The 24,815-nt window shown below is 41.8% G+C and carries 26 protein-coding genes and 1 tRNA gene; 21 read left to right on the forward strand and 6 right to left on the reverse strand.

Features of this window, described 5'->3' with window-relative positions; all coding sequences use genetic code 11:
- Positions 1 to 61 precede the first annotated feature (61 nt).
- The 4 genes from tkt (at position 62) to KOL94_RS04905 (ending at position 3,373) form a co-directional block, all read left to right on the forward strand.
- On the forward strand, positions 62 to 2,059 hold the full coding sequence (gene tkt, locus KOL94_RS04890; protein ID WP_221564612.1) for a transketolase: 1,998 nt from the start codon (positions 62 to 64) through the stop codon (positions 2,057 to 2,059).
- A gap of 175 nt (positions 2,060 to 2,234) precedes the next feature.
- Entirely contained in the window at positions 2,235 to 2,675 is a 441-nt protein-coding gene (gene sirA, locus KOL94_RS04895) for a sporulation inhibitor of replication protein SirA (protein ID WP_221564613.1), read from the forward strand.
- A gap of 139 nt (positions 2,676 to 2,814) precedes the next feature.
- A complete protein-coding gene (locus KOL94_RS04900; protein WP_221564614.1) occupies positions 2,815 to 2,991 on the forward strand; it encodes a hypothetical protein in 177 nt (58 codons plus the stop codon).
- Between the two features lie 166 nt (positions 2,992 to 3,157).
- Positions 3,158 to 3,373, forward strand: a complete 216-nt coding sequence (locus KOL94_RS04905; protein ID WP_221564615.1) for a YneF family protein — start codon at positions 3,158 to 3,160, stop codon at positions 3,371 to 3,373.
- 113 nt (positions 3,374 to 3,486) lie between these two features.
- Here the strand turns inward: KOL94_RS04905 and KOL94_RS04910 are convergent, their stop codons facing one another.
- Both KOL94_RS04910 and KOL94_RS04915 read right to left on the reverse strand, forming a co-directional pair.
- Positions 3,487 to 3,726: a hypothetical protein gene (locus KOL94_RS04910; protein ID WP_221564616.1), complete on the reverse strand. Its 240-nt coding sequence runs from the start codon at positions 3,724 to 3,726 to the stop codon at positions 3,487 to 3,489.
- Positions 3,727 to 3,776: 50 nt separating this feature from the next.
- Entirely contained in the window at positions 3,777 to 4,856 is a 1,080-nt protein-coding gene (locus KOL94_RS04915) for a type I restriction endonuclease (RefSeq protein WP_221564617.1), read from the reverse strand.
- A 229-nt stretch (positions 4,857 to 5,085) separates the two neighbouring features.
- Here KOL94_RS04915 and mnmH point away from each other — a divergent pair, with 229 nt between their 5' ends.
- From mnmH to KOL94_RS04945, 6 genes are all read left to right on the forward strand, one after another.
- Entirely contained in the window at positions 5,086 to 6,150 is a 1,065-nt protein-coding gene (gene mnmH / locus KOL94_RS04920) for a tRNA 2-selenouridine(34) synthase MnmH (protein ID WP_221564618.1), read from the forward strand.
- Positions 6,151 to 6,234: 84 nt separating this feature from the next.
- Entirely contained in the window at positions 6,235 to 6,786 is a 552-nt protein-coding gene (locus KOL94_RS04925) for a TVP38/TMEM64 family protein (RefSeq protein WP_221564620.1), read from the forward strand.
- Positions 6,787 to 6,806: 20 nt separating this feature from the next.
- Positions 6,807 to 7,682, forward strand: coding sequence for a M15 family metallopeptidase (locus tag KOL94_RS04930; protein ID WP_221564622.1), 876 nt, complete (start codon positions 6,807 to 6,809; stop codon positions 7,680 to 7,682).
- Positions 7,683 to 7,724: 42 nt separating this feature from the next.
- Positions 7,725 to 8,438, forward strand: a complete 714-nt coding sequence (locus tag KOL94_RS04935; RefSeq protein WP_221564624.1) for a cytochrome c biogenesis CcdA family protein — start codon at positions 7,725 to 7,727, stop codon at positions 8,436 to 8,438.
- A 160-nt stretch (positions 8,439 to 8,598) separates the two neighbouring features.
- Positions 8,599 to 9,024, forward strand: coding sequence for a Na(+)/H(+) antiporter subunit B (locus tag KOL94_RS04940; protein WP_221564626.1), 426 nt, complete (start codon positions 8,599 to 8,601; stop codon positions 9,022 to 9,024).
- 27 nt (positions 9,025 to 9,051) lie between these two features.
- On the forward strand, positions 9,052 to 9,510 hold the full coding sequence (locus tag KOL94_RS04945) for a CcdC family protein (protein WP_221564628.1): 459 nt from the start codon (positions 9,052 to 9,054) through the stop codon (positions 9,508 to 9,510).
- A 33-nt stretch (positions 9,511 to 9,543) separates the two neighbouring features.
- Here the strand turns inward: KOL94_RS04945 and KOL94_RS04950 are convergent, their stop codons facing one another.
- Positions 9,544 to 9,972, reverse strand: coding sequence for a DUF2621 domain-containing protein (locus KOL94_RS04950; RefSeq protein ID WP_221564630.1), 429 nt, complete (start codon positions 9,970 to 9,972; stop codon positions 9,544 to 9,546).
- Between the two features lie 210 nt (positions 9,973 to 10,182).
- Here KOL94_RS04950 and KOL94_RS04955 point away from each other — a divergent pair, with 210 nt between their 5' ends.
- Genes KOL94_RS04955 through fni form a run of 3 tightly spaced genes read left to right on the forward strand, consistent with a single transcriptional unit; the run spans position 10,183 to position 11,815 of the window.
- Positions 10,183 to 10,557, forward strand: coding sequence for a hypothetical protein (locus tag KOL94_RS04955; protein ID WP_221564632.1), 375 nt, complete (start codon positions 10,183 to 10,185; stop codon positions 10,555 to 10,557).
- Positions 10,544 to 10,723: a spore germination protein gene (locus KOL94_RS04960; RefSeq protein ID WP_260412200.1), complete on the forward strand. Its 180-nt coding sequence runs from the start codon at positions 10,544 to 10,546 to the stop codon at positions 10,721 to 10,723. Before KOL94_RS04955 ends, KOL94_RS04960 begins: the two co-directional genes overlap by 14 nt.
- Before the next feature lie 54 nt (positions 10,724 to 10,777).
- Positions 10,778 to 11,815, forward strand: coding sequence for a type 2 isopentenyl-diphosphate Delta-isomerase (gene fni, locus KOL94_RS04965; RefSeq protein ID WP_221564635.1), 1,038 nt, complete (start codon positions 10,778 to 10,780; stop codon positions 11,813 to 11,815).
- Between the two features lie 75 nt (positions 11,816 to 11,890).
- On the opposite strand, the gene KOL94_RS04970 is transcribed toward fni, so the two are convergent.
- Positions 11,891 to 13,534, reverse strand: a complete 1,644-nt coding sequence (locus KOL94_RS04970; protein ID WP_483298082.1) for a high affinity choline transporter 1 — start codon at positions 13,532 to 13,534, stop codon at positions 11,891 to 11,893.
- A 115-nt stretch (positions 13,535 to 13,649) separates the two neighbouring features.
- On the reverse strand, positions 13,650 to 14,204 hold the full coding sequence (cudC, locus tag KOL94_RS04975) for a choline uptake/conversion transcriptional regulator CudC (RefSeq protein ID WP_221564637.1): 555 nt from the start codon (positions 14,202 to 14,204) through the stop codon (positions 13,650 to 13,652).
- A gap of 313 nt (positions 14,205 to 14,517) precedes the next feature.
- Here cudC and betB point away from each other — a divergent pair, with 313 nt between their 5' ends.
- Together betB and KOL94_RS04985 are read left to right on the forward strand one after the other, a co-directional pair.
- On the forward strand, positions 14,518 to 15,993 hold the full coding sequence (betB, locus tag KOL94_RS04980) for a betaine-aldehyde dehydrogenase (protein ID WP_221564639.1): 1,476 nt from the start codon (positions 14,518 to 14,520) through the stop codon (positions 15,991 to 15,993).
- A 215-nt stretch (positions 15,994 to 16,208) separates the two neighbouring features.
- Positions 16,209 to 17,417: a choline dehydrogenase gene (locus KOL94_RS04985; RefSeq protein ID WP_221564641.1), complete on the forward strand. Its 1,209-nt coding sequence runs from the start codon at positions 16,209 to 16,211 to the stop codon at positions 17,415 to 17,417.
- A 55-nt stretch (positions 17,418 to 17,472) separates the two neighbouring features.
- Here KOL94_RS04985 and KOL94_RS04990 read toward each other — a convergent pair.
- Positions 17,473 to 17,569: transfer RNA gene (locus KOL94_RS04990), tRNA-Sec, on the reverse strand.
- A 1,204-nt stretch (positions 17,570 to 18,773) separates the two neighbouring features.
- Here KOL94_RS04990 and KOL94_RS04995 point away from each other — a divergent pair.
- The 6 genes from KOL94_RS04995 to phnC all read left to right on the forward strand — a co-directional run bounded on the left by KOL94_RS04995 (position 18,774) and on the right by phnC (position 24,810).
- Positions 18,774 to 19,346, forward strand: coding sequence for a recombinase family protein (locus KOL94_RS04995; RefSeq protein ID WP_221564643.1), 573 nt, complete (start codon positions 18,774 to 18,776; stop codon positions 19,344 to 19,346).
- Between the two features lie 117 nt (positions 19,347 to 19,463).
- Complete coding sequence (selB, locus tag KOL94_RS05000; protein WP_260412201.1) at positions 19,464 to 21,404, forward strand: selenocysteine-specific translation elongation factor; 1,941 nt, start codon at positions 19,464 to 19,466, stop codon at positions 21,402 to 21,404.
- 64 nt (positions 21,405 to 21,468) lie between these two features.
- Positions 21,469 to 22,407, forward strand: coding sequence for a glycosyltransferase family 4 protein (locus tag KOL94_RS05005; protein ID WP_221564645.1), 939 nt, complete (start codon positions 21,469 to 21,471; stop codon positions 22,405 to 22,407).
- Positions 22,404 to 23,294: a phosphate/phosphite/phosphonate ABC transporter substrate-binding protein gene (gene phnD / locus KOL94_RS05010; protein WP_221564647.1), complete on the forward strand. Its 891-nt coding sequence runs from the start codon at positions 22,404 to 22,406 to the stop codon at positions 23,292 to 23,294. Before KOL94_RS05005 ends, phnD begins: the two co-directional genes overlap by 4 nt.
- Before the next feature lie 5 nt (positions 23,295 to 23,299).
- Complete coding sequence (gene phnE, locus KOL94_RS05015; protein WP_221564650.1) at positions 23,300 to 24,058, forward strand: phosphonate ABC transporter, permease protein PhnE; 759 nt, start codon at positions 23,300 to 23,302, stop codon at positions 24,056 to 24,058.
- On the forward strand, positions 24,058 to 24,810 hold the full coding sequence (phnC, locus tag KOL94_RS05020; RefSeq protein WP_260412202.1) for a phosphonate ABC transporter ATP-binding protein: 753 nt from the start codon (positions 24,058 to 24,060) through the stop codon (positions 24,808 to 24,810). The genes phnE and phnC overlap by 1 nt, the downstream gene beginning before the upstream one ends.
- Positions 24,811 to 24,815 lie beyond the last annotated feature (5 nt).

Genomic DNA, 24,815 nt, shown 5'->3' on the forward strand with positions numbered 1-24,815 from the left:
GAGAGTATATCATGGAAAAGGAATGAAAGAATAAAGGTGTAACAAGAAAGGATGAATCGTCGTGTCAACTTCAATTGAGCAATTATCAATTAATACAATTCGTACGTTGTCCATCGATAGCGTAGAGAAAGCTAATTCTGGACATCCAGGTATGCCAATGGGCGCTGCCCCGATGGCTTATGCATTATGGAGTAAGCATATGAACCATAACCCATCAAACCCTGATTGGTTCAATAGAGACCGTTTTGTGTTATCAGCTGGTCACGGTTCCATGCTTTTATACAGTCTCCTGCATCTTTTCGGATACGACGTATCATTAGATGATTTGAAGAATTTCCGCCAATGGGGGAGCAAGACACCAGGACATCCTGAATACGGAGATACGCCAGGTGTTGAAGCAACTACCGGACCACTAGGTCAAGGAATTGCAATGGCCGTTGGTATGGCAATGGCAGAACGTCATTTGGCTGCTACATACAATCGTGATGATTTCAACGTTGTCGATCACTATACCTACAGCATTTGTGGTGATGGTGATTTGATGGAAGGTGTATCAGCGGAAGCTGCATCTCTTGCAGGGCATCTGCGTCTTGGGCGTTTGATCGTCATGTATGATTCCAACGATATTTCTCTTGATGGTGACCTTCACATGTCCTTCTCTGAAAGTGTTAAAGATCGTTTTGAAGCTTACGGCTGGCAAGTAATCTACGTAGAAGAAGGAACAGCTCTCGACACATTGGATAAAGCACTTGCTGAAGCTAGAGCCAACACGGACCATCCTACTTTGATCGAAGTGAAAACAGTCATCGGTCACGGTTCACCGAATAAATCAGGAAAATCTGCTTCCCACGGCGCACCGCTTGGAACAGATGAAATCAAATTGACAAAGGAAGCATACAAGTGGACGTTTGAAGAAGATTTTCATGTTCCGAATGAAGTGAGAGACCACTTCAATCAACTAAAAGAAGAAGGTGCTCAAAAGGAACAACAATGGAATGAATTGTTTGAGGCGTATCAACAGAAATACCCTGAGCTAGCAGATCAATTATCAAATGCGATTACTGGCGAGTTGCCTGAAGGATGGGATGCTGAGCTTCCGCAATATGTTGCTGGAGAAGACAAGCTCGCTACACGTGCATCATCTGGTGAAGTACTGAATGCAATTGCAAACCGCGTACCTAATTTCTTCGGTGGTTCTGCAGACCTTGCTGGCTCGAACAAAACGATGATGAAAGACAAAGGAACATTCTCACGTAACGACTACAGCGGCCGTAATATCTGGTTCGGTGTCCGTGAATTTGCTATGGCAGCAGCACTTAACGGTATGCAGTTGCATGGAGGCTTGAAGGTATATGGTGGTACATTCTTCGTATTCTCAGATTACCTCCGCCCTGCTATGCGATTATCTGCATTGATGGGACTTCCGGTGACATATGTACTGACCCACGATTCCATCGCGGTTGGTGAAGACGGACCTACCCACGAACCAGTTGAACAGCTTTCTTCTTTACGTGCGATGCCTAATCTCAGCATCATCCGGCCTGCTGACGGAAACGAAGCCGTTGCAGCATGGAAAATTGCACTTGAGAGTCAGTCGAATCCTACTGCTCTCGTGTTGACAAGACAAGGCGTTCCTACATTGAAAGGTTCTAACGAAGATGGAGTACGTAAAGGTGCATATGTGGTAGCACCTGTTACTGAAGGTCCAGCGGATGTGCTGTTACTTGCTACAGGTTCAGAGGTATCTCTTGCAGTTGAAGCGAAAGAAGCGCTTGAACAGGAAGGAATCAATGTTTCTGTCATAAGCATGCCATCATGGGATCGATTTGAGGAACAGCCGCAGGATTATAAAGAAAGCGTCATACCTAAAGCAATCAAGAAACGTCTTGCAATCGAGATGGGAGCTTCTCACGGCTGGCACAAATACACTGGGGATGAAGGGGATATCCTTGCAATCGATCGATTCGGAGCTTCTGCACCTGGTGACAAAGTCATCAAGGAATATGGCTTTACAGTTGAAAAAGTTGTAGCAAAAGTGAAAGCTTTATTGAACGACTAAATATTGGTATGAATGTAGAACACCAGGCCGCCGAGGCCTGGTGTTTTTAAGGGTGAATATTTAACTTGGATGCATTCGACAAAACTAGTCATTGACAACTTACACCGATTGACACCACTTTTTCCAGCGCTTCGATATACTAGATGGACAAGTCTGGAAATAGGAGTGAATATCGGTGCGAAACTATGATATTTACTTGATCGAAAAAGAAGTCGCCTTTCATTATTTTGGCCGTGAACAGGTTCTTTATCATTTTTTTGTTGAGGCTTCCCGTCCTGTACCTTCATTAGTTGAAATCATTGATCTGCAATATAAATATATTACCCGATCGATCCCGTTTCACGTGTTTGATTACCATATGAACAAGGTTGATTCAATGCAGAAAGGGTTTAAAATGAAGAAGGAAAAGCAGCAGTTAACCATCTATTCCACAGGCAGCAGGGCTATCGTGATGAATAAGGGGAGGAAACTGTCGCTTATTTCAACCGGGAGTTTTGAAGCTGAAACATTGGTATTTGAGCATTTGAGGAAAATCGAGAACTCATTTCTGGCAGTGGATTTGGAAGGAAACAGTATTGGATGGCTGAGTCCGATCAAGCAAGCCCACTACATCTAAGAATGCTTTAAAATACATTTTAGCTTATTAAATCCTTATTCTATATGGAGACTTTCTTTAAGCGACATTTGCGACACTCCTGCGGGAAAAGCGAGCCAGGCGAGACACCGCAGCGAGGAACTCGTGAGGAGGCTTGCGGATGTGGGGTAATTCAGGTAAAGTGATGTCTAGTTCAGCGACAAGTCACTTGGATCACTTCAAACTTCCTGTGGCGGACGACACATTGATCGACATCCTTGTTAGTGAGCCCACGCAGAACCAAGTCTTTGTTTGGTTCGAGCCTCCTCGTCAGTTTTCCAGTGACCTTCGTGCCTAACCAGGTCGCTTCCGCTTTTCGTTTGCCCGCGGAAAGGGAGTGAATTTCGCATTTTCAACAGATGTTATATTTTCAATTCTTTTAAAAAATTGCAGTCCAAATATTGAGTTTGAAATGGAATTTATAGTACACTAGTTCTAGACAACCAGAAGGGAGAAGTTTTAGCATGGATTGGATGTATTTTGTTGTGGGCTTTGTTGCGTTGCTCGCTGGTGCTGCGCTTGGCTTTTTTATCGCCCGCAAATATATGATGAGTTATCTTAAGAAGAATCCACCGATTAACGAAAACATGTTACGCGTGATGATGATGCAGATGGGACAAAAACCATCCCAGAAGAAGATAAATCAGATGATGCAAGCAATGCAGAAACAAATGAAATAGAGGGTGGACAAGCACTCAAATTGATGAGTGCTTTTTTAAATGAAATAAATATAGATATCCAATAAAAAAAGATGATTCCGATACTATGGAATCATCTTTTTAATAATGAGGAATTAATCTACCCATCTATTCTCATTTTGTAAAACTTCTTTCAACCTTCTAAATAATTTTGGGTGGTAATTTATTGAATTTGAATGATTATTTACTTCTGTTGGATTTAGTATGTTTTTAGAACTCATCCAAATTTTATCCTTATCATTTTTATCCTGCCAAAAATTAACCACAAAAGTTATTGTTCTTCCTTCAGTAGTATGGATTTTACCTCTAGTAAACAGTTGCTTATTATTTGGCAAACAAATACCCCCCAATCCGATGAAAAAATCTATTTATCATAAGCGGATTTTTAATTATATTGTTTTGCTACATCAATAATATTTTCTTTGTAGTACATTATTTCATCAACTGAATTTAATTTATACGAGGTTTTATTCTCATCATTAAGTTGAATGTACTTATTGGAAGAATTAAATCCTAACCTACAGACCCACTTACGAATATTATCATCAAGCAATACATTAAAGTAACTTTTGTTGTCACGATAAAAAACTCTGTTTGATTGGATATGGTCTTTTAATATCAACTTAATTAATACATAGCCTTCAATTTCTTCTTCAGTAGTTTCAATAAGATCTTGAGGAGCTTGTTTATCTTCTTGAATTTGTTCAGTTGCAGCTACTTCGTTCTTAGTTTGTTCAATAGGCTTATCATCACTTGTGTTTAAAGCCTTTTGAAGCTTATCGTTTACTTTTTCTGAAATAAATTGATTTAACGACTTCTTGATTATTTCTCTAAAATTATCTATTACTTTTTTGGTCTTTACCCCTTGGTATACATCATTTAGAATGAATTTTATTAACTCATCACTAGGATTTTCCCATTCCCTCCCAAGAAGTTGTTTGATTTCATTAGTATATTTTAATTCTGAAGCTGTAGTTAGAACATTTGTTATATCAAAATGACTCTTTCTAAATTTAGCGATTTCTAATATGTGATTATCCCTTAATTCAAGAATATTAAATGTAAAGAAAGGCTTTTGATCCATACGATTTTGCTCTTCTAAATCTGTGAAAAAATTATATTCGATTCCATTTGTTAATATTGCGAACTTTGCTTTAGTAGTTCCAAAATACCTGAAGAGCTGTGAATCATGTTTAGTAAGAATTTCGTTAACAGATTTTGCCTCAATTAGAATGACAGGATCATTACCGTGCATAATAGCATAATCTATTTTTTCTCCCTTTTTTATTCCCACATCTGCCACAAACTCTGGTACTAATTCTTCCGGATTGAAAATATCATACCCAAGAATCTGGATGAAAGGCATTATAAGTGAAGTCTTGGTAGCTTCTTCAGTATGTATATTTTCTCTGATTTTCTCTACTCTACTTGACAATGATTTTAATTGTTGTACAAAATTCTCCATATTAATAATCCCTCCTATGCCTAATTTACAAACTATTTCGACAATATATTTGAAATACCTTCTTATGTATACTTTATTAACTACCTTTAATCTTAGCTGATTTTTAAATGAAAATTTATCGGTTATACTGTGAAGAGTAATGTCTAATTCATGAATTAAGTTGTATATACCTTGACGAATATAAATCGATGAAGGTACGATTTGAATAGTCAGAAAAGGAATTGATAACATGTCAGAAATCAGGTCAGTATCAGTTGTTCCTATTGAATCGATCAATCTAGCAGATTTTCATATAATTGATGTTCGATCTCCGAAGGAGTTTCAAGAGTTCCATATCGAAGGAGCGACCAATGTGCCGATTTTCAGCAATGAAGAACGGGAGAAAGTTGGGACCACCTACAAGCAGGTAGGAAAGGAAGAGGCGAAAATGCTGGGTCTCTCCATTGTTTCACCGAAGCTCCCCCAAATGGTTGAACTATTGAAAGGCTTAGCTGTTTCTAATAGAAAGCCCTACTTGATCTATTGTGCTCGCGGCGGTATGAGAAGCAACAGCTTTGCAACAGTCATGAAGCTGATGGGTCTTGATTGCTGTCAGCTGATCGGCGGGATCCGTTCCTACCGCCAATTTATTATGGCTAAGTTGGAACAATATTCTAAAACTCCGAAACCGTTCATTGTGCTGGAAGGATTGACGGGGACCAGAAAGACAGACATATTGGAAGTCCTCCAGGAGGAAGGCTATCCTGTCATCAACCTTGAAAAACTGGCAGGTCATCGCGGATCCATTTTCGGAGAAATCGGGAACGAAGGACGTTCACAAAAAATGTTTGATCGTGACTTATTCCGGCGTCTCCAACAAATCGATCAACATCCGAATTACATCATCGAGTCTGAAAGTAAACGGATCGGTCGGGTGGTTGTACCTGATTGGATATTAAATGGAAAAGAAGAAGGGAAGCGGCTTCATATACATTATCCTTTAGAAAGCCGAGTCCAATCGATTTGTGAAACCTATCAACCAGAGTTGTTCCATGATCAGATCGGTGAGGCTTTGCACCTTTTGAAGAAACGACTTGCTTCTGAGGTGTATGAGCGTATCTTGCTCTTCTTTCATGATAAAGACTATGAAAATGTAGTCCGAGTTCTATTAATGTCCTATTATGATCCTAAATACAATTTTACTGCGGATCAATATCGTTCACCCGTCATTGAATTGGCTATCGAAAATCTTGAAGATGGCTTAGTGAAGGTGAAGAATATGATTCAAAAGCTTCAACTTCATTCGTACTGTTGACCTACGAATTGTTATGAAACATATCGGGTATAAGATGCGTCTAATAAATTGAATGAAGCTATCATGATGTGAGGAGAGAGGGGAATGGGAGATACAATCATCAGTCTGTTTCGAGATTACCCTCATCTTGCTGTTCTGATCAGTATTACGTTGAATATACTGATTGCGATTTCTGGATTTCTTCCGAGTTACTTTTTGACAGCTGCTAATCTTTATTTCTTTGGATTCTTTTGGGGAACAGCCATCTCCTTCGCAGGGGAGGCGGCAGGTGCTCTTGCAGCCTTCCTTTTGTATAGGAAAGGATTCAGAAAATTTACCCGGACAAAACTGGAACGCTATTCAAAAGCTAAGAGATTGATTGAGCTGGAAGGGAAACGAGCGTTCCTATTTATTTTTGCCCTCCGGCTCATGCCCTTCATGCCATCAGGTGTGGTGACATTTTTCTCTGCGATCGGTATTGTTTCCATATGGACATTTTTTGCAGCCAGCACCTTGGGGAAATTCCCGGCACTACTATTAGAGGCTTTAGCAGTCACTCAGGTGCTTGAATGGAATATGCTTGGTAAGATGATTCTAATGGGCGTGAGTATAGTATTTCTACTAAGCCTGCGAACGATGATGAAAAAACAGAATTGAAGACATAAAGGTGTGAGACCATGAAATTACGCACGGTATTAATAAGCTTTACAAGTTTTTCTTTATTATTATCAGGTTGTTCTTCCATCCCGAATCCTTTTGAGAATAAGGACCAGACTGAAGAGCAACCATCTGAGCAACCGTCTGGACAAAATCAGGACGATGAAAAAGAACAGGAACAAGATCAACATGAAAATGATCAAAATACTGATGAAAAAGAAAAAGAAGCTGACAGAGGTCCCGAGCTTCCTTCGCCTGAAGAAACGATCACCGTAAATGCAGATGGTGAAAAAATCGTTACCAATGTGATGGATCCATTGGTCTTAGTCAACAAAGAACGTAACCTGCCAGCAGACTTTGTACCTGAAACATTGACAGTTCCGGACATTCCATTCACTTTCAAAGAGGATCATCCGAAAAAGCAGATGCAGGAGGTTGCTGCAGAGGCGATTGAAGAAATGTTTTCTCAAGCGGAAACAGACGGTATTCCGTTATTAGCGCAATCTGGATATCGTTCATATTCCACTCAAAAATCAATCTTCGCTTCAAATGCAGAGAAGAATGGGCATGAGGAAGCGAACAAATATAGCGCACAAGCTGGTCAGAGTGAACATCAGACAGGGTTGACGATGGATGTGACGTCTCCAGAAGTTGATTTTGGCTTAATTGAAGAATTTGGTGAAACCACAGCAGGCAAATGGGTGAAGGACAATGCCCATAAATATGGCTTTATCGTCCGTTATCCGAAGGGGAAAGAAGGAGTCACCGGCTATCAATATGAACCTTGGCATTTACGCTATGTCGGTAAGGAACATGCGAAAGCCATTTATGAACAAAATCTGACACTTGAAGAATACCTTGGGGCACCTGTTGAACCCGTCAACTCTACAGAGTAGACTGAAAGTAGATTCTTCAAAAGCGGACGAGGGGTTGAGGTAATGGCCGCTGATATTAATGTATTTTTGGCACTAGGTGCTGGGTTCTTGTCTTTCATTTCACCATGCTGCCTTCCGTTATATCCAGCATTTTTGTCATATATTACTGGGGTGTCGGTTCATGAACTGAAAGAAGAGAAGGGGATGCTCAGAAAACGGGCAATACTCCATACCGCACTTTTTCTCGTTGGTTTTTCAAGTATTTTCATTTTCCTGGGTCTAAGTACCTCATGGTTCGGAACATTCTTTTTCCAATATAAAGATATGATCCGGCAAATCGGTGCGATTTTAATTGTCCTTTTCGGTTTAGTCGTTTTAGGTGTCTTCAAACCAGACTTTTTGATGAAAGAACGGCGGTTCAAATTTCAAAAACGACCTGCCGGATACCTTGGTTCAATTGGGATTGGCATGGGATTTGCAGCAGGATGGACACCGTGCACAGGACCGATTTTATCCGGAGTCATTTATTTAGCGGCTAGCAATCCAGGGCAAGCGATGTTTTATATGGTAGCATATGTGCTCGGTTTTTCAATTCCATTCTTCGTCATGTCCTTCTTCATGGGCCAGATGGCTTGGATCAAACGGCACAGCAGAAGAGTGATGCAAGCAGGCGGAGCAATCATGATCTTCATGGGCGTGTTCCTCTATTTCGATTGGATGACAAAACTGACCTCCTTCCTTGCCAATCGCTTTTTTAATGGATTCTATGGTTTTTAAAAGGAAGATAGGGGATGATCGCCGATAAGCGGTCCCCCTTTTAATTTGACCTGGTTTTGTTGTTTGTTATATCGTTAAGAGGAATACTAAAGTTTCAAATGCTCAAACAGCAATAAAAAGTTAGTATCCAACCATACATAGAAGGGATAGAAGTGGAAAGATGCGATCAAATGATATTATTCTTAAGACAACATCGACGATCATTGTCTTCGTCATATTAGCTTTTTCAGTCAATTTGTTCTTTGCAGGACACAATGCTCCTGGCGGAGGATTCATTGGTGGTTTGATGGCAGCAAGTGCTTTCATCTTGTTATACATCACATTCGGTTTGAAGACGATGAAAAAAGTCCTTAGGGTCAATTTCCGTTATTTCATTGCTGCTGGATTACTGATTGCATTTGCAACAGGAGTAGGATCTTTTATATTCGGTCAGCCGTTTTTAAGCCATACGTTTGGTCATTTCCACCTTCCGTTATTAGGTGATACGGAACTTGCAACGGCAGTTATGTTTGATATAGGTGTATATTTGACGGTCATTGGGGTGACGATGACGATCATCCTGACAATTGCGGAGGATCGTGGTTAGGTTTTTTGGGGAAGGGAAGTAAGTAGTGTGTGGGTAATAATAAGTAGTATTCTCGCTTTATTTATGGCGTGTGTCGCTTTGTACATAAGGATGAAAGCGGCACGGAAGCCGGCAACCATCAGGAAAATAATATTACCACCCTTGTTCATGTCGACTGGATTTTTGATGTTCCTTTATCCTCCCGCACGTGTACCTTGGGGAGAAGCCCTGGAAGCATTTGTTGTTGGAATGATATTTTCTTTTCTGTTGATCCGGACTTCATCATTTGAGCGCCGTTCAGATGCGATTTATTTGAAGAGGTCGAAAGCTTTCGTATTCATCCTGCTCGGATTATTGTTATTTCGAATCGTACTGAAGCTATATCTTGGTCAATATATTTCAATTGAAGAGACAAGCGGATTATTCTTCATACTCGCATTCGGCATGTTGGCACCCTGGCGTATCGCAATGTACCTCAAATTCAAAAAACTGCAAGCAGTTCATTAAAGAAGGCTGATCCTGGAGGGATCAGCCTTCTGTTCATCCTAATAATTGTTTATATGGGGCCATATCGATATTCTTCTGATTCAATTTTTTAATCAAAAACTTATGATCACGTTTAGGTGTTGCGATGATGTAACCCCGGATGATCAAATCCTCATCAATCGTTTTTACGCTCTCCCGAATGGCTAATTCACCAATCTTTCCGGCGATTTTATCTCTTGCAACGTCTCGGAAAAGCTCTGGAACAGGCTCGACGAGTTCTTCGAGTAACTGTTTTTGCTCGGGTGACCACATATGTTTTGTTTCTTTTATATAATGATCCTGCCAATCTAATATAGACATACCGTCTTCTTTCGGAAGCCTTTTGAGGAATTTACGGAACATGAAATATCCCCCGATTGCGAACATCGAAATCAAAAAAAGCGTCCATAAGACGATAAACCACGCAAACCAACCATCTAACATTTTGCCACCCCTGTTTGTTTATCGTACATTCTTTTATTATTATACAAGCACCCAAATAATGAAATCAAGCAATGTCACAATAATGATTAAGAATAGAAGACAATAAAATAATTATGTTAACAAAATACAGCTATATTATATAAGAATAGTTGAACATTGTAAGGAAAACATACTGATAGAAAGCTATTCTAAATGATCGGGGAGATGAAGATGGGTCGATTCTTAAAGAATAACCTAAAAGATAAGCGGGATAAGCATTATCAAGTTTCGGATGATAAACAACCGATCTTATCTACCCTCGAAAACAATTTCAACAAAATCATGGAAGCTTTATCTGCTAATGATGACTTTGCAGTAAAACTGTTAAGATTCAATGATGGACCATGCAAACTTCTTTATTTTGATACGTTAATTGATATCCAAATCGTTCAAAGCAAAATCATAGAACCGATTCTTGAAATGAAGTCGGGTGAGGTGACAAGTACAATTCCAATCAGAACCATCAAGCCAAGGGACAACGTTCAGAGAAGTTTACACGCTTCTTCTCATGAAAGGATATTGTGCTTTATTGATGGAAACCGGTGAAATCCACATGATTCTTGCCAAGTCTGCGAATGTCAGGTATCCTGATGAACCGAAAAATGAACAAGTCATACGTGGAAATCGTCTAGGTATCATCGAAAACCTAGATGTAAACCTGAATATGATCCACAACGATATCAAGAATAACCACCATATAATGTTATGTTAATTAATTGAAAAATCAGTAAAAGATAAACGTTAAGAGTAGAAGGAGGAGAAAATTATGAAGAATAAGAAGGGCTTTACGACAAAAAGAAAAGATGAACATATCGATATTGCCTTGAATAAACCTGTCCAAAATGTTAATACGACAGGCTTTGAGCGATATCGTTTTCGCCATAACCCTCTCCCTGAACTCGATTTTGAAGCAGTGGACTTGTCAACGACATTCTTAAACAAGAAATTAAAAGCCCCATTTTTAGTCAGTTCGATGACAGGTGGCACTGAAAAAGCGAAGCGGATCAACGAAAAGCTTGCAGATATAGCTGAAGAGAAAGGGTGGGCAATCGGTGTCGGTTCCATGAGAGCAGCAATTGAGAGGGAAGGTGCAGTAGAATCTTTCCAGATCCGTAAGTTTGCCCCGACTGCAGCCATACTTGCCAATCTTGGTGCAGTCCAGTTGAATTATGGTTTCGGTATGGAAGAATGCAAAAGAGCCATTGACCTGATTGAGGCAGATGGTCTTGTCTTGCATCTGAATGCGATGCAAGAAGTCTTCCAGCCCGAAGGTGACACAAATTTTGCCGGTCTGCTTAAAAAAATAGAATCGGTTGTTAAAGATCTTGATATCCCAGTCGGTGTTAAGGAAGTAGGGATGGGAATTGATGGACATACCGCAAAACGGCTTGTGGAAACAGGTCTAGCTTTCATTGATGTGGCTGGGTCCGGAGGAACTTCCTGGATCCAAGTCGAAAAATATCGTAACCAGGATCCTAAACGTTTTCAAGCTGCAGACGCTTTTCGTGATTGGGGGAATCCTACTGCGACTTGTCTAGAAGATATTAAAAATTGTGGACTGAATGCAAAGGTCATTTCCAGCGGTGGTATGAAAGATGGAGTTGAAGCAGCAAAAGCGATCGCTTTAGGAGCTGATATGGTCGGTTTCGGCCGTGCATTATTGCCATTATCAGTAGGAGATGAACGCGAGAGGATGATAGAACAATTCGGACGGATTGAATTCGAGTTGAAAGCAGCTATGTTTGGAATAGGACAGGCGACAATCGAACAGTTAAGGTATACCCAATGGTTAGAGAAAAAATAAGTTCATGTTTCCCTCCCCAAAATGCATACAAAAAGGGATGACCTAGAAGAAGGCCATCCCTTTTAAAACATCCCATTATGATGTTGCATACGGCTTATCTCTTTCCTCAGGCATCTTCAACGGCATCGGCTCACACAGTTTTCTCGTTAACTTTGAAACTACGAAAATCGTAATGAGACCAGATACCATCGCTAATGTTCTAAACGGGAAGAGGACAACGCCGTCTTCTATCATCGGATACGGAATCCAAGTAGGCAGGTGCAAGACAGGTTCGCCTCCACCTATCCGAAGGATTAGTGAAACGATAAATCCAGCGATGGCGCCATATTTGTTCGCTCCTTTGAAGAAGAGAGCCATCGTAAGCTGCGGGAACAATATGACATAGACCAAATCTGCGCATAGATACCATAATGCATAGACACTCTTGACATTCAAAGCAATGATTGTTGCAGCGATACCGACCATGATGATCGAACGTTTGATGATCTTCTTCAGGTCCTCACCAGTCGCTTTTGGCTTGATCAATGGACGATATACATTCCATGCAGCCATACTGGATGCTGAAAGGATGGATGAGTCCATCGAGGACATGACGGCTGCAGCAATCGCGCCAAGACCGATCGCCCCGATCACTTCAGGTGTCAAGAAGTTCAAGACATATGGTAAAACCATCGCAGCATTTTCCGGTTCACTAGCACCAAAACTCGCCCAATCAGCGTTAAGTCCGATCATACCAATGAATACCGCTGGGATAGCAGCTATGATACAAATGAACCCTGCTGAAATGGAAAGCCACATGGCTGTTTTTTCTGTTTTAGCTGAAAGAACGCGTTGAAAGTAGACTTGCCATGGAATCCCTCCGAACACAAGCAGCAACGCATAATCCCACCAGTTCCAATACCAATTGCCCCAGGCTGGGTCTGTCCACCCATTCAATGGTGGAAAGAGACTGAAATAACCCGCCATTTCTTCTTTATAATTGGCAACTGTATCAGTGAATCCGCCAACATTCCCGAAAGCAAATGGGACGACGACGAAAAGCCCGATCATGATGAATAACATTTGGATGACATCTGTTAAAGCGACAGACCACATACCGCCGACTACTGTGTAAGCGATCGCGATGGCAGCTGAAAGGATGATGGACGTTTTGAAATCAAGTCCCAAAATCGTACCGAAAGTCGTGCCAAGAGCCGTAAGTATCGCTCCACTCCAGAAGATTTCTCCAAGTAACGCCGGAATATATAAGAGTCCTGCAGTTTTCTTACCGAATCTCATTTCAATCGGATCGAGCATGGTCATGAATTGATAACGTCTCATTTTACGGGCATAAAAAATACCGCCGATAATCAGACTCAACGCATACCCCCATGGTGCCTGAACCCATACGAGTCCATCGGAATAGGTGAATTCAGCGGTACCAGCTATATAACCGCCGCCTACCCACGTCGCGGCCATTGTGAACATTGCAATCCAAAGCGGCATCGACCGTTTTGCGATCATCATGTCTGAAATGGAATCCGATTTCTTTTTCGCAAGGACAGCACCTATATAATAGACGATTCCATAAAAGATCAGCATGGAAATGAAGCCGCCCCAATTGATGCCATCGTTCGTTGCGATGATATAAATGAAAGCTGCTACGACAAATCCGATAAAAATCCACATGTTACGTTTCGAGTTTGTTTGTTCTGTTGTTTGCTGTGTCAAAACGAGCATCTCCTCCTGTTGTATAATTCTATCAGTTTTATCATAAAAGTAAGTTCGATTCCCTGTAATCAGGGATTCAAACAGACTTTTCAGCTTCACCTCCTTCAATAGGATATATTTGATTTTATTCCTCGTCCATATCGGGAATAGGTACGAGAGCGAATATCTCTCCTGAGCGGAAGTTTTTTACGAGATCAGATAACCAGAAGTAATATTTTTTTGACTCTCTCAAAAGTGAGAGGCTATATTCAGCTTCCTCTCGTACTTCTACATCTAAATCAGGTTGAGATAGAAGGACTTTGATTTCCTTGCGGGTCTCTTCAATCGCATCGAGGTTTATTTTCACCTCACGCTCCCACATCTTACAAAAATATTGGATAAACAGTTTGAAGAAATCCTTTTCAGATACGAATTGATCTCTACGGGAACCTTTCACCCACGTTTTTTTAATCATATCGATTTCCTGTAACGATTTGACCGCCGTACTCATACTAGGCTTACTCATTCCCAATTCATCTTTCATTTCATCCAACGACATTGATTTGTTCCGGAAATACATCGTTCCATAGAGTTTCCCGACAGAGGGAGTCACTCCATAAAGATCCATCGTTTCTGCAATGGAACGGACAACGTTGTTCCGAGCGTTTTCTAATACTTCCAACTGCTTTTCCTTGTCCACTAGATCACCCTTTAAATGAAAAGTTTGATAAAGTCCGTAAAAAACGTTAAATATAAATTTTACATAGATTATGATACAGGTCTCAGAGATAAAGTCAACTGACTGAACATCATTTTCCTGGGAAGATTGCCAGTCAAAATTTTTTTTGTGAAAGGATATTACGATAGCCTACTTATATATAGAAAATCCACTTCCTAAAAAATCGGGATTTTTCTTAAGCATTTGCATTTGCATCAAAAAATAATCTCTGTTAGCATTAAAAATGTTCAAAACGTTAAATAAAAATTTAACAAATTAAATGAGGAGGGATTCCATGAAACGACAACAGATGTTTATAAACGGAAAGTGGATTGATTCCGAATCTGGAGAAACAAGAGAAATCATTAATCCTTTCAATCAGGAAGTCGTCGCGTTGGTCACTGATGGTAATCGTCGAGACGCGGTCAAGGCAATTGAAGCGGCACGTGTTGCATTTGATGAAGGTAAGTGGGCATCTACCCCTGCCAACGAACGCGGCTATAAGTTGTTCCAGATCGCTGAAGAAATCCAGGAACAGAAAGATGAACTTGCTCGATTAGAAAGTCTTGATACTGGTAAGACGTTGACGGAAAGTCTTGCAGATATGGATGATATTACAGAAGTCTTCCGTTATTTCGCAGGATTAGCAGATAAAGATGGCGGAGAGGTCATTGAATCGCCAATCCCGGACTCTTCTAGTAAAGTTGTTCGCGAACCTGTCGGTGTATGTTCGCAAATTTCACCTTGGAACTATCCTTTGTTACAAGCTTCATGGAAAATCGCACCTGCACTAGCCGCAGGGAACACGATCGTTATGAAGCCGAGTGAAATCACACCACTCACTACGATCAAGATCACTGAAATCATGGAAGAAGTCGGTTTTCCAAACGGGGTCGTCAATCTCGTACTCGGTGCTGGAGTGACAGTCGGACAAGAAATGGCTGAAAACCATGATGTCGATCTTGTCTCGTTCACTGGTGGAATTGAAACAGGGCGCAAGATCATGAATGCAGCGTCCGGCAATATGAAAAAACTTGCATTCGAGCTTGGCGGGAAGAACCCGAACATCGTATTTGCTGACGCAGATTTCGATATTGCGGTAGACCAGGCACTTAACGCAGTATATTTTCACGCGGGACAAGTATGCTCCGCAGGTTCAAGACTCTTGGTCGAGGATTCGATTCATGACAAATTTGTCGATGCTCTCGTGGAACGTGCAGCAAAAATCAGACTGGGCAATGGGTTTGATGAAGCGACTGAATCTGGACCACTAATTTCTGCCGAACACCGGGCAAAAGTTGAAAAGTATGTTGAAATCGGTAAAGAAGAAGGCGCGAAGCTGGTTGTCGGAGGACAACGCCCAGAGAATCCTGAATTGCAAGATGGATTCTTTTACTTGCCGACTATCTTTACCGAATGTGAAAACGATATGCGAATTGTCCAGGAAGAGATTTTTGGTCCAGTACTGACTGTAGAACGTTTCAAAACAGAAGAAGAAGTGGTCAAGCGTGCAAACAGTACGACTTACGGTCTTGCAGGGGCAGTCTTTACGACGGATTCGAAAAAGGCTGAACGTGTTGCAAGCAAGCTTCGTCTCGGTACAGTATGGATCAACGATTTCCACCCATACTTCGCACAGGCACCATGGGGTGGATACAAGCAATCCGGTATCGGTCGAGAACTCGGAAAACAAGGATTAGAAGAATATACAGAAGTGAAACACATCTTCGAAAACCATAACCCAGAACCAATCAACTGGTTCAAAGGATAGAATGAAAGCTGAAGAATCCTGTTAGCCACGAAAGGTACTGGAAGTCCAACGAGGAGGCTAGTTCCCGTCGCAGGTGGACTGAAGTGCACCGAGTGGCTGGGTTCTGAAGCTAGAAAGATAAACCTAACAGATTATCACGAGAAGTGAACAGATTATCCCTAGGATAACAGAACTATAGACTTGACCTGATATGAAAATTGAGGAGGAATTTAATCATGGCATTAAATATGAACATTGAACACATGAACAACTTTCACACTTTCGAAATTCCAACAGTCATCAAGCACGGAATCGGTGCAATCAAGCATGGTGGGGAAGAAGTGAAGAACCTTGGCGTTTCAAAAGTATTGCTTGTTACAGACCCTGGTATCTACTCTGCTGGTGTGACGAAGCCGGTTACAGATTCTCTAGAAGCTGCTGGTATCGAAATTGTCGTATTCAATAAAGTAGAGCCGAACCCTCCAGTACGAATCGTGAACGAAGGTTCGAAAGTCTTCACGGAAGAAGGCTGTGACGGATTGGTTGCAGTCGGTGGAGGAAGCTCGATGGATACAGCGAAGGCGATCGGTGTTGAAGTCGTACAAGGTGAATCTGTCCTTGCGTATGAAGCGGCAGAAGGGAAGAAGCCTTTAACAAAACGAATCCCACCACTGACTACGATTCCGACAACTGCTGGAACTGGTTCAGAAGTAACGCAATGGGCAGTCATCACAGATGAAGATCGCGAATTCAAGTTCAACACGGGTGGACCACTGATTGCAGCGCACATGACGATCATCGACCCAGAATTGCATATTTCTATGCCTCCGCATGTAACAGCAATGACTGGTGTAGATGCTCTATCTCACGCAATCGAGTGCTACACCATGCACTATGCACAACCAATTACGGATGCAGTCGCACTTCTCGCAATCGAGTATGTAGCAACTTATATCCGTCGTGCATATGCAAACCCTGAAGACGTGGAAGCACGTTACGGTATGGCACAAGCGGCAATGCTTGCAGGTCTTTCTTACGGAAGTGAATCTGCAGGTGCAGCGCACGCAATGGCGCAAACACTTGGTGGAATCGTACCCGTAGCACACGGTCAATGTGTAGCGACAATGCTTGGACCAGTTATGGAATACAACTGGAAAGGGAACCCAGCGAAGTTCGCACGTATTGCAAAGGCAATGGGCGTGAATACACACGGCATGACTGAAAACGAAGCAGCGAAAGCAGCCGTCAACGAAGTTTACAAGCTAGTAGAAGAAATGGACATTCCAACATTGAAAGAGCAAGGTGTACCAGAGGACATGATCTCACGCCTCGCGAAAGAAGCCATGAAAGATCCACAAACAATCGGTAATCCGCGTAAGCTGAACGAAGAAAGCTACAAGTGGATTTACAACCGCTGCTACGACCTAACTCCGAAAACAGTTTAATAGAAATGAAAAAAGACTTGCGTCCGTAGCGGCGCAAGTCTTTATATATGTATTTTGGCGGGACTGTGTGGGAATCGAACCCACCGGAGACGGCACGCGCCTCCCTCAGGGTTTTGAAGACCCAGGCACTCACCAGATGTACAACCAGCCCCATCTTTCTCACAGGAATTAATTATATAGAGACTTCGACAAAATATCAAATCCTATGTTTTTTTCTTGTAATCAGTAACAAAAAACATTGCGGACTATAGTCACCATTTGTCGAAATGACGATTTTTATAGATGCACATGATTGATAAAAATCATTTGCCCTAAGCAACAGCTGGTAGGGGAGGGGAAGATACATTGAAACGTAAATTGTTCTTCATATAGGAACTATATTTCATAGATTCATACACTAAAAATAAGATGTTCGACTAAAAGTTCAGTTTTAAGATAGCTATACCTTTTCAACTTCTTAATCAGAAATTGATTTCAAGCGAAATTCGCGACACCCCTGCGGGAAAAGCGAGCCAGGCAAGACCCCGCAGCGAATTAAGGATCTTCGACTAACAACCACCACGTCCTGTGGAAGTGAGTGAGGAGGCTCACGGAAGTAGGAAATTGCAAAGAAGTGATGTCTAGCTTAGCGACTATTCACTTGGATCACTTCAAACTTCCTGCGGCGGTTGACACATTGATTGACATCCTAATGAGTAAGCCTACGCAGAACCAAGTCATTGTTTGGTTCGATCCTCCTTGTCCTTTTTCCAGTGACCTGCGTGACTAATCGGGTCGCTTCCGCTTTTCATATGCCCGCGGAAAGGGAGTGAATTTCGTAGAAATCAATAAATGAATTATTAAATCATCAATGAATAATTCACTTAACTTTGTTAATCTGGAGACCGATATAAATTATGCCGCTTTATGTCGAAAAGCGAACAGAATTTGTGTAACAATTCTGAAATATAGTTATCCCCAATCCGGTGAGTTATCCACGAAAGAACAAATCGTCTCAAAAACACCAATAAATGTAATGATTTCCCATGTAACGAAAATGTTACAAAATTATCCCCAGTTGTCCAGAGTTTTCCACTGTTTATCTTCTGTATCAAAATCTAAATATTTTGATACGAAAAATCCCTTTGTCACACTTGAAATAAAGTTATCCCCAGTTATCCCCAGTTATCCACTACTCTTAATTTTGTATCGTCAACTATCTTTTATGAAACATTTATAGGCACAAAGAACTATTATCGATAATGTATATCAAAAATATATCTCATTTACACGTTGTAATGATACATAATTATGAAACACAGCCGTTTTGTTATATCATAGAGATAACATAATCGATGATTTGAAAGGAGCAGAGGTATGGCGACGCTTGGGTACGCAAGAGTAGCAGCACGTAATGATGCGCTTGGGGAACAGGTGAAGGTGCTCGAGGAGTACGGATGTGACAAGTTATTCACCGACGATCGTGCAAATAATAAAATTGAACGATCTGGATTGAAGGCGATGCTCGATTATGCAAGGGAAGGCGATATCGTGGTTGTCATGAAGTTGGATCGTCTCGCTAGGAGTATCCAGGATCTCCAATCCATAACGGACGAATTGAAAGAACGTGGAATCGATTTGATTTCACTTACACAAAACATTGATACTGCTTCAGGAAATGGAGAGTCTGTTTTCAACTGGATTGATATATTTGCTGATTTCGAACGGGAAGTGCATAGTGAACGGATTAGGTCAGGGATTGATAACGCACGTGAAAAAGGCGTGAAGCTTGGGAGATCTGAAATGAATATCGATCTTAAAGAAAAAGCGTATGAAATGTATTGTACCGGTGATTATACGATGCGTGACATTGTAAAGGAAACAGATATGAGCAGAGCGACCATCTACAGATATATTGAAAAAAAGAAAGCAGCCGAAAAGATGGTCTAGTTTATTTCTTTACACGCTGTATTCCGGAGTAACTCAATCAGAACAAGAGGAAATTCTTGCTTCTCTACCCTTGAGTCGATAAAGTAGAATAAGAATCTATAGCAGTAGGTGAATTGCATGGCCGATACATATTTTACGATTGGTATGGCGGGGCATATTGATCATGGTAAAACGTCGTTGACGAAAGCATTGACGAATATCGATACCGATCGTTTAAAGGAAGAAAAAGAACGAAATATTTCCATTGAGCTGGGCTATGCGCCTTTTTATTTAGAAGATGGTCTTCAGGTGTCCATCATCGATGTTCCTGGACACGAACGTTTCATCCGGCAGATGATTGCTGGTGTTGCCGGGATTGATTTTGTCATTCTCGTCGTGGCAGCAGATGAAGGAGTCATGCCGCAGACAAGAGAGCATGCGGAAATTTTAAGTTACCTTGGGATTGAACATGCCCTCATTGCCGTCACGAAAACCAGTAAAGTTGACCCTGAAATGCTTAGCCTTGTAGAAGAGGACATCCGCAGTGAATTTACAGCAGGAACTTTTGCGAAAGCTCCGATGTTTTTTGTAGACAGTTTGACGAAAGAAGGACTTGAAGAGCTCAAGAAGGGGATCATTGAGCAATTGCCCAAGGTTAAGCAACGGGATTCTTCCTCAAACTTCCGGATGCCGATCGACCAGGCTTTCACTTTAAAAGGAAAAGGAGCGATTGTACGTGGAACGGTTTTTGAAGGGACCGTCCATGAAGGGGAAGAGGTCATCCTTTTACCTCGGAATGAAAAGGTCAGGGTCCGCCAGCTCCAGGTCCACAAGCAAACGGTCCAACATGCAGTGGCGGGTCAGCGTGCCGCGATCAACGTCGGAGGGGTTTCTTTCAAGGAGATTACGCGTGGCGATCAGTTGACGACAAATCGTTCATTAAGTCCTTCGAAGACGATCGATCTCGTTCTCGATGTGCATCGACAACTTGATTATGACCTGAAGCAACGGTCAAGAGTGAAGCTTCATACCGGAACGTCCGAAGTAATGGGGACAATTGTCTTTTTTGACCGGAATGAATTGCGTGAGAGCGATACCATGAACATTCTCTGTCAGGTTCGATTGGATGAAGAAATATCGGTATTGAGAGGGGATCGTTTTGTTCTCCGTAGACCATCTCCTATAGAGACGATTGGAGGGGGATGGGTGCTCGATCCTTTCGGTGAAAAGTATAAATTCGGGTCAGCAACGATCGATATCCTTCGGAAGAAAATGGAAGGAACAAGCGAGGAGCGGATTACACGTGCGCTTGAGAAAATGAAAGCTGCAACGGTACCCGCTCTAAGTAAGGAGATTGGGGAGCCTGAAAAAGATACAGAACGAACGGTTGAAGAAATGAAAGAACAGGACATCGTTGTCAATATTGAAACCGATCTGGTGGTGTTATACGCTGAGGTAGATTCAGTGAGAAACCATCTTGAAGGATTGCTGGAAGACTATCACAGAAAGTTCCCTTTGAGGATCGGACCTGGGAAAGCCGAGATCATACAGGAACTGAAGCCTCTTTTCCCTAGAGTAATGATCGAATTCGCGCTATTTGAATCTATAAAAAAGGAATCGCTTGTAAAAATCGGACATTACCTGAAACAGTATCGTCATACGCCTTCATTTCCGAAACAGTGGGAAAAGCGGCTGCAAAATGTCGTTCTGCAATTGAAGGAGGCTGGATTCAAACACGAAGGATTCGAGGAAATGTTCAATCAGCAGAGCATTCCTCAAGACTATTTCGAAGAATTGGAACGTTATCTGATTGAGACAGAACAAGCTGTGACGCTGGAAGACGGAACTTTCGTCCACCGAGCAGTGTTTGATAGAGCGTTGATTGCATTGCGTGATGGAACGAATTCAGAGTCTTTCACTGTACAGGATGCGAAGGCGATCCTTGAACTGTCACGTAAGTACTGTATCCTTTTCCTTGAAAAAGTAGATGCTTTAGGTATGACTGTCCGTGTCGATGATCAAAGGAAGTGGGTGAATCATAAACTTGAGAAATACCTCGGAGAGAACCCATCAAACTAAAATAGGTTTTTTTAGTCCTTATCTTCATAGTCAGCGCGGTAATTCGATTACGGCTAGAAGGCTTGTGAAAGGACTCCGTGAGCTGGGATTTCCTGTCGAGGTTTTCGCGTATGAAGAGGAGAACTGGGATCGAGCGGCTCAGGAAAAAATGGTGTCCTGTGACCTCTTTCATATTTTACATTTCGACCGGTTCTCGAAGTGGACGCAGCAAAAAAAGATAAGCCTAGAAAAACCTTATATTGTCACTTCCGGCGGGACTGATGTAAATGAAAAGATGGATCATCCGATTTCAAAAGACTTACTATTGAACGCTTCCTTTATTACTGTTTTTACAGTAGAAGCTGCAGAGAAGGTCATCACAACCTACCCTGAACTCAGTGATCGGGTTGAGGTAGTGCCTCAGAGTATCTGGATTCCAGAAAAAAAGGAAGCGCTGGATATCGATTTACCTAAGGGTCGCCCTAGAATCCTTTTACCATCTGGCATTCGGAAGGTAAAGGATGTTTTCTATGTTATGGACGAAGTTGAATCGTTGACCATCAACTACCCTGATCTGGAATTTGTCATTGCAGGCGAGCCTCTTGAAGAAGAAGAAACAGAGCTCGTCAGAAACTATGAAAACGAGCATCCATGGTTCACATATATAGGAAGTGTTCCGTTCGCATCAATGTCAGCTTTATATGAATGGGCAGACGTGGTTATCAATACTTCGAAATCTGAAGGACAGCCAATTGCACTGATGGAAGCCCTATATCATGGGAAACCGGTTATCGCCAGGAAAAATGCGGGTAATGAAAGCTTGATCGATCACGGGAACAATGGCTTTATTTTTGAAAATCCGACGCAATTCAAGGGGCAATTTTTACAAATGATCAATGATGAAAATCTCTATGAACAACTGTCAAAAAAGGGCAGGGATCGGATGCTGAATGAATTTTCCCTTGAGAAAGAAATGCAGCAATATCAAGCAATTTATCAATCCATAAGAGGTGAACAACTATGAAAAAATTATTTGCAATGGTGATAGTCTTTCTTTTAGCGGTTCTTGCAGCATGTGACGGTGGCGATGAAAAGGAAGGATCGGATCAAAAGGATGAAGAACTGACCATCGGCGTCATCCCTTCCCAAACAGAAGGTGAAATGCAAGGAGCGATGGATAAGCTCCAGGAAAAACTATCTAAGGAACTGGATCGTGAAGTCAAAATTGATACATACCCTGACTACAACGGGGTAGTCGAAGCAATGAACTATGAAAAGATTGATATGGCGTTTTTCGGACCATTGACGTATGTCATCGCCCATGAAAAGAGTGGAGCTGAGGCGATCATTACACAACTCGTTGATGGTGAACCGTTTTATCATTCTTACATCATCACCCATAAAGACAATCCCTATGAGTCTCTTGAAGACCTGTTGAAAGAAAGTAAAGAGGTAGATTTCGCGTTTGGTGACCCGAACTCGACTTCAGGCTCGTTGATTCCTAGCATCGAATTGAAAGATCGTAACGTTTATACCGATAAAGACAATCACGAATTCAAAACAGTACGATTCACTGGCTCACATGACGCAACATCCTTAGCAGTGCAGAACAAACAAGTGACTGCTGGAGCGGTTGACAGTGCAATCTACAATCAACTCGTTGAAGCTGGGACAGTCGATGGTAATCAATTAAAAGTCATTTGGGAATCTGACAAGCTGTTCCAATACCCTTGGGCGGTCAATAAAGGAATGGATGAAGAAACGAAAAAGAAACTGCAAGAGGTTTTCGTTGGAATAGAAGATGAAGAAATCTTGGATGCATTCGGAGCTTCTGGTTTCACCGAGGCAAGCAACGAAGATTATGAAAGTATCCGTAAAGCTGCTATTAAGCAGGGAGTTATAGAGGAGTAGATTTCATGGCTTGGTTCAAGAGGCGCCACTTATATATTGCGCTAGGTCTTATCGTAGTCATTCACATGAGTATGCGCGCAACAGAGTTCGATCTTGCAAAATTCAAGGATTTTCGGAATATGATTGACTTTTTGTCTGGTTGGTTCCCGATGAATATGGAAATTTTGCCGAGGATGATCATGGAGAGTCTTGATACATTGGCCATGGCATTCCTGGGCAGTTTCCTTGGACTCGTTTTTGCATTGCCACTAGCATTCGCGGCGGCTCGGAACACGAGCCGTTCATCTTTTTTATATGGCTTTTTCCGTATCAGTCTCAGTTTTTTGAGATCGGTACCTGAAATCGTGTTCGGTTTGATCTTTTTGACTGCTTTGGGATTAGGACCATTTCCAGCCGTTCTTGCAATCATCCTTCATAATATTGGTGTGCTCGGAAAACTGATTTCAGAACTGATCGAAGCAGCGGAAGTCGGTCCTCAAGAAGCGATGAAATCTGTTGGTGCAACAGGGTGGATTGCGAATATCTTTTCGATTCTCCCACAAATTTGGCCGAATGTATTATCGCATTATTTCTATAGGTTCGAAGTAGCAATCCGGACATCACTCATTTTGGGCTTTATCGGCGGAGGAGGTATCGGGCAGCAGTTGTTCAACCATTTTAAAGTATTCGCTTATTCTTCCGTAGCGATTGATGTGCTTCTGATCATGATCATGGTGGTCTTTGTGGACTTCGCAGGCAGTAAAATCAGGGAAAAGGTGATTTGATGGAGAAGGGACCAATTATCAAGCTTGAACATGTAACTGTCCGATATCGACGTTCAGATAAAGATGCATTATCTGATTTCAATCTGGAGCTCCATCCGGGGGAATTTATTTGTGTATTAGGGAAAAGCGGTGCAGGGAAGTCGACGATGATCCGTTGTTTGAATGGTTTACACATGCCAACAGGAGGAAGCGTCAACTTTCTAGGAGAAGATATCACCAAGCTTAATGAATCAGCCCTAAGGAAAGTACGCACAAACATGGGAATGATTTTCCAGCATTTCAACCTCATTCCTCGTCTATCTGTTATGCAAAATGTGCTAACAGGTACGTTCGGAAAAAGAAACGATTTGAAAAATTTGATCGGCTATTTTTCAAAAGTGGAAAAAGAAGAGGCGCTCAGGGCGATCAGTAGTGTGGAATTGACAGATCATCAGTATAAAAGGGTGGAACATTTAAGTGGAGGACAAAAGCAGCGTGTGGCCATAGCGCGTGCATTGCTTCAGAAGCCCAAAGTGTTTCTCGGAGATGAACCTGTCGCAAGTCTCGATCCAGGGACAGCGAATCGTATCTTTAATCTCATCCAGCGGATCCACAAGAAACATGAGCTTGTTACACTCATCAATGTCCATGATGTGACATTAGCCAAACGGTATGCGACAAGAGTACTCGCCTTGAAGGACGGAAAGCTGATCTATGATGGCCCACCAGATGGCGTATCGGAAGAGTGGCTCAGCCGGATTTATGATGAATAGTGGGA

Origin of the sequence: Alkalihalobacillus sp. TS-13 (assembly GCF_019720915.1) — a bacterium.
Taxonomy (GTDB): domain Bacteria; phylum Bacillota; class Bacilli; order Bacillales; family Fictibacillaceae; genus Pseudalkalibacillus.

Coding starts and splice junctions, on each gene's coding strand:
- KOL94_RS04925 (WP_221564620.1), top strand. CDS start 6,235: ATGGGAGATACAATCATCAGTCTGTTTCGAGATTACCCTCATCTTGCT.
- KOL94_RS04940 (WP_221564626.1), top strand. CDS start 8,599: ATGCGATCAAATGATATTATTCTTAAGACAACATCGACGATCATTGTC.
- KOL94_RS04935 (WP_221564624.1), top strand. CDS start 7,725: ATGGCCGCTGATATTAATGTATTTTTGGCACTAGGTGCTGGGTTCTTG.
- phnD (WP_221564647.1), top strand. CDS start 22,404: ATGAAAAAATTATTTGCAATGGTGATAGTCTTTCTTTTAGCGGTTCTT.
- KOL94_RS04915 (WP_221564617.1), bottom strand. CDS start 4,856: ATGGAGAATTTTGTACAACAATTAAAATCATTGTCAAGTAGAGTAGAG.
- KOL94_RS04900 (WP_221564614.1), top strand. CDS start 2,815: ATGTGGGGTAATTCAGGTAAAGTGATGTCTAGTTCAGCGACAAGTCAC.
- KOL94_RS04950 (WP_221564630.1), bottom strand. CDS start 9,972: ATGTTAGATGGTTGGTTTGCGTGGTTTATCGTCTTATGGACGCTTTTT.
- KOL94_RS04930 (WP_221564622.1), top strand. CDS start 6,807: ATGAAATTACGCACGGTATTAATAAGCTTTACAAGTTTTTCTTTATTA.
- mnmH (WP_221564618.1), top strand. CDS start 5,086: ATGTCAGAAATCAGGTCAGTATCAGTTGTTCCTATTGAATCGATCAAT.
- KOL94_RS04955 (WP_221564632.1), top strand. CDS start 10,183: ATGGGTCGATTCTTAAAGAATAACCTAAAAGATAAGCGGGATAAGCAT.
- KOL94_RS04995 (WP_221564643.1), top strand. CDS start 18,774: ATGGCGACGCTTGGGTACGCAAGAGTAGCAGCACGTAATGATGCGCTT.
- fni (WP_221564635.1), top strand. CDS start 10,778: ATGAAGAATAAGAAGGGCTTTACGACAAAAAGAAAAGATGAACATATC.
- phnC (WP_260412202.1), top strand. CDS start 24,058: ATGGAGAAGGGACCAATTATCAAGCTTGAACATGTAACTGTCCGATAT.
- KOL94_RS04905 (WP_221564615.1), top strand. CDS start 3,158: ATGGATTGGATGTATTTTGTTGTGGGCTTTGTTGCGTTGCTCGCTGGT.
- betB (WP_221564639.1), top strand. CDS start 14,518: ATGAAACGACAACAGATGTTTATAAACGGAAAGTGGATTGATTCCGAA.
- KOL94_RS04970 (WP_483298082.1), bottom strand. CDS start 13,534: ATGCTCGTTTTGACACAGCAAACAACAGAACAAACAAACTCGAAACGT.
- selB (WP_260412201.1), top strand. CDS start 19,464: ATGGCCGATACATATTTTACGATTGGTATGGCGGGGCATATTGATCAT.
- KOL94_RS04985 (WP_221564641.1), top strand. CDS start 16,209: ATGGCATTAAATATGAACATTGAACACATGAACAACTTTCACACTTTC.
- KOL94_RS04960 (WP_260412200.1), top strand. CDS start 10,544: ATGGAAACCGGTGAAATCCACATGATTCTTGCCAAGTCTGCGAATGTC.
- phnE (WP_221564650.1), top strand. CDS start 23,300: ATGGCTTGGTTCAAGAGGCGCCACTTATATATTGCGCTAGGTCTTATC.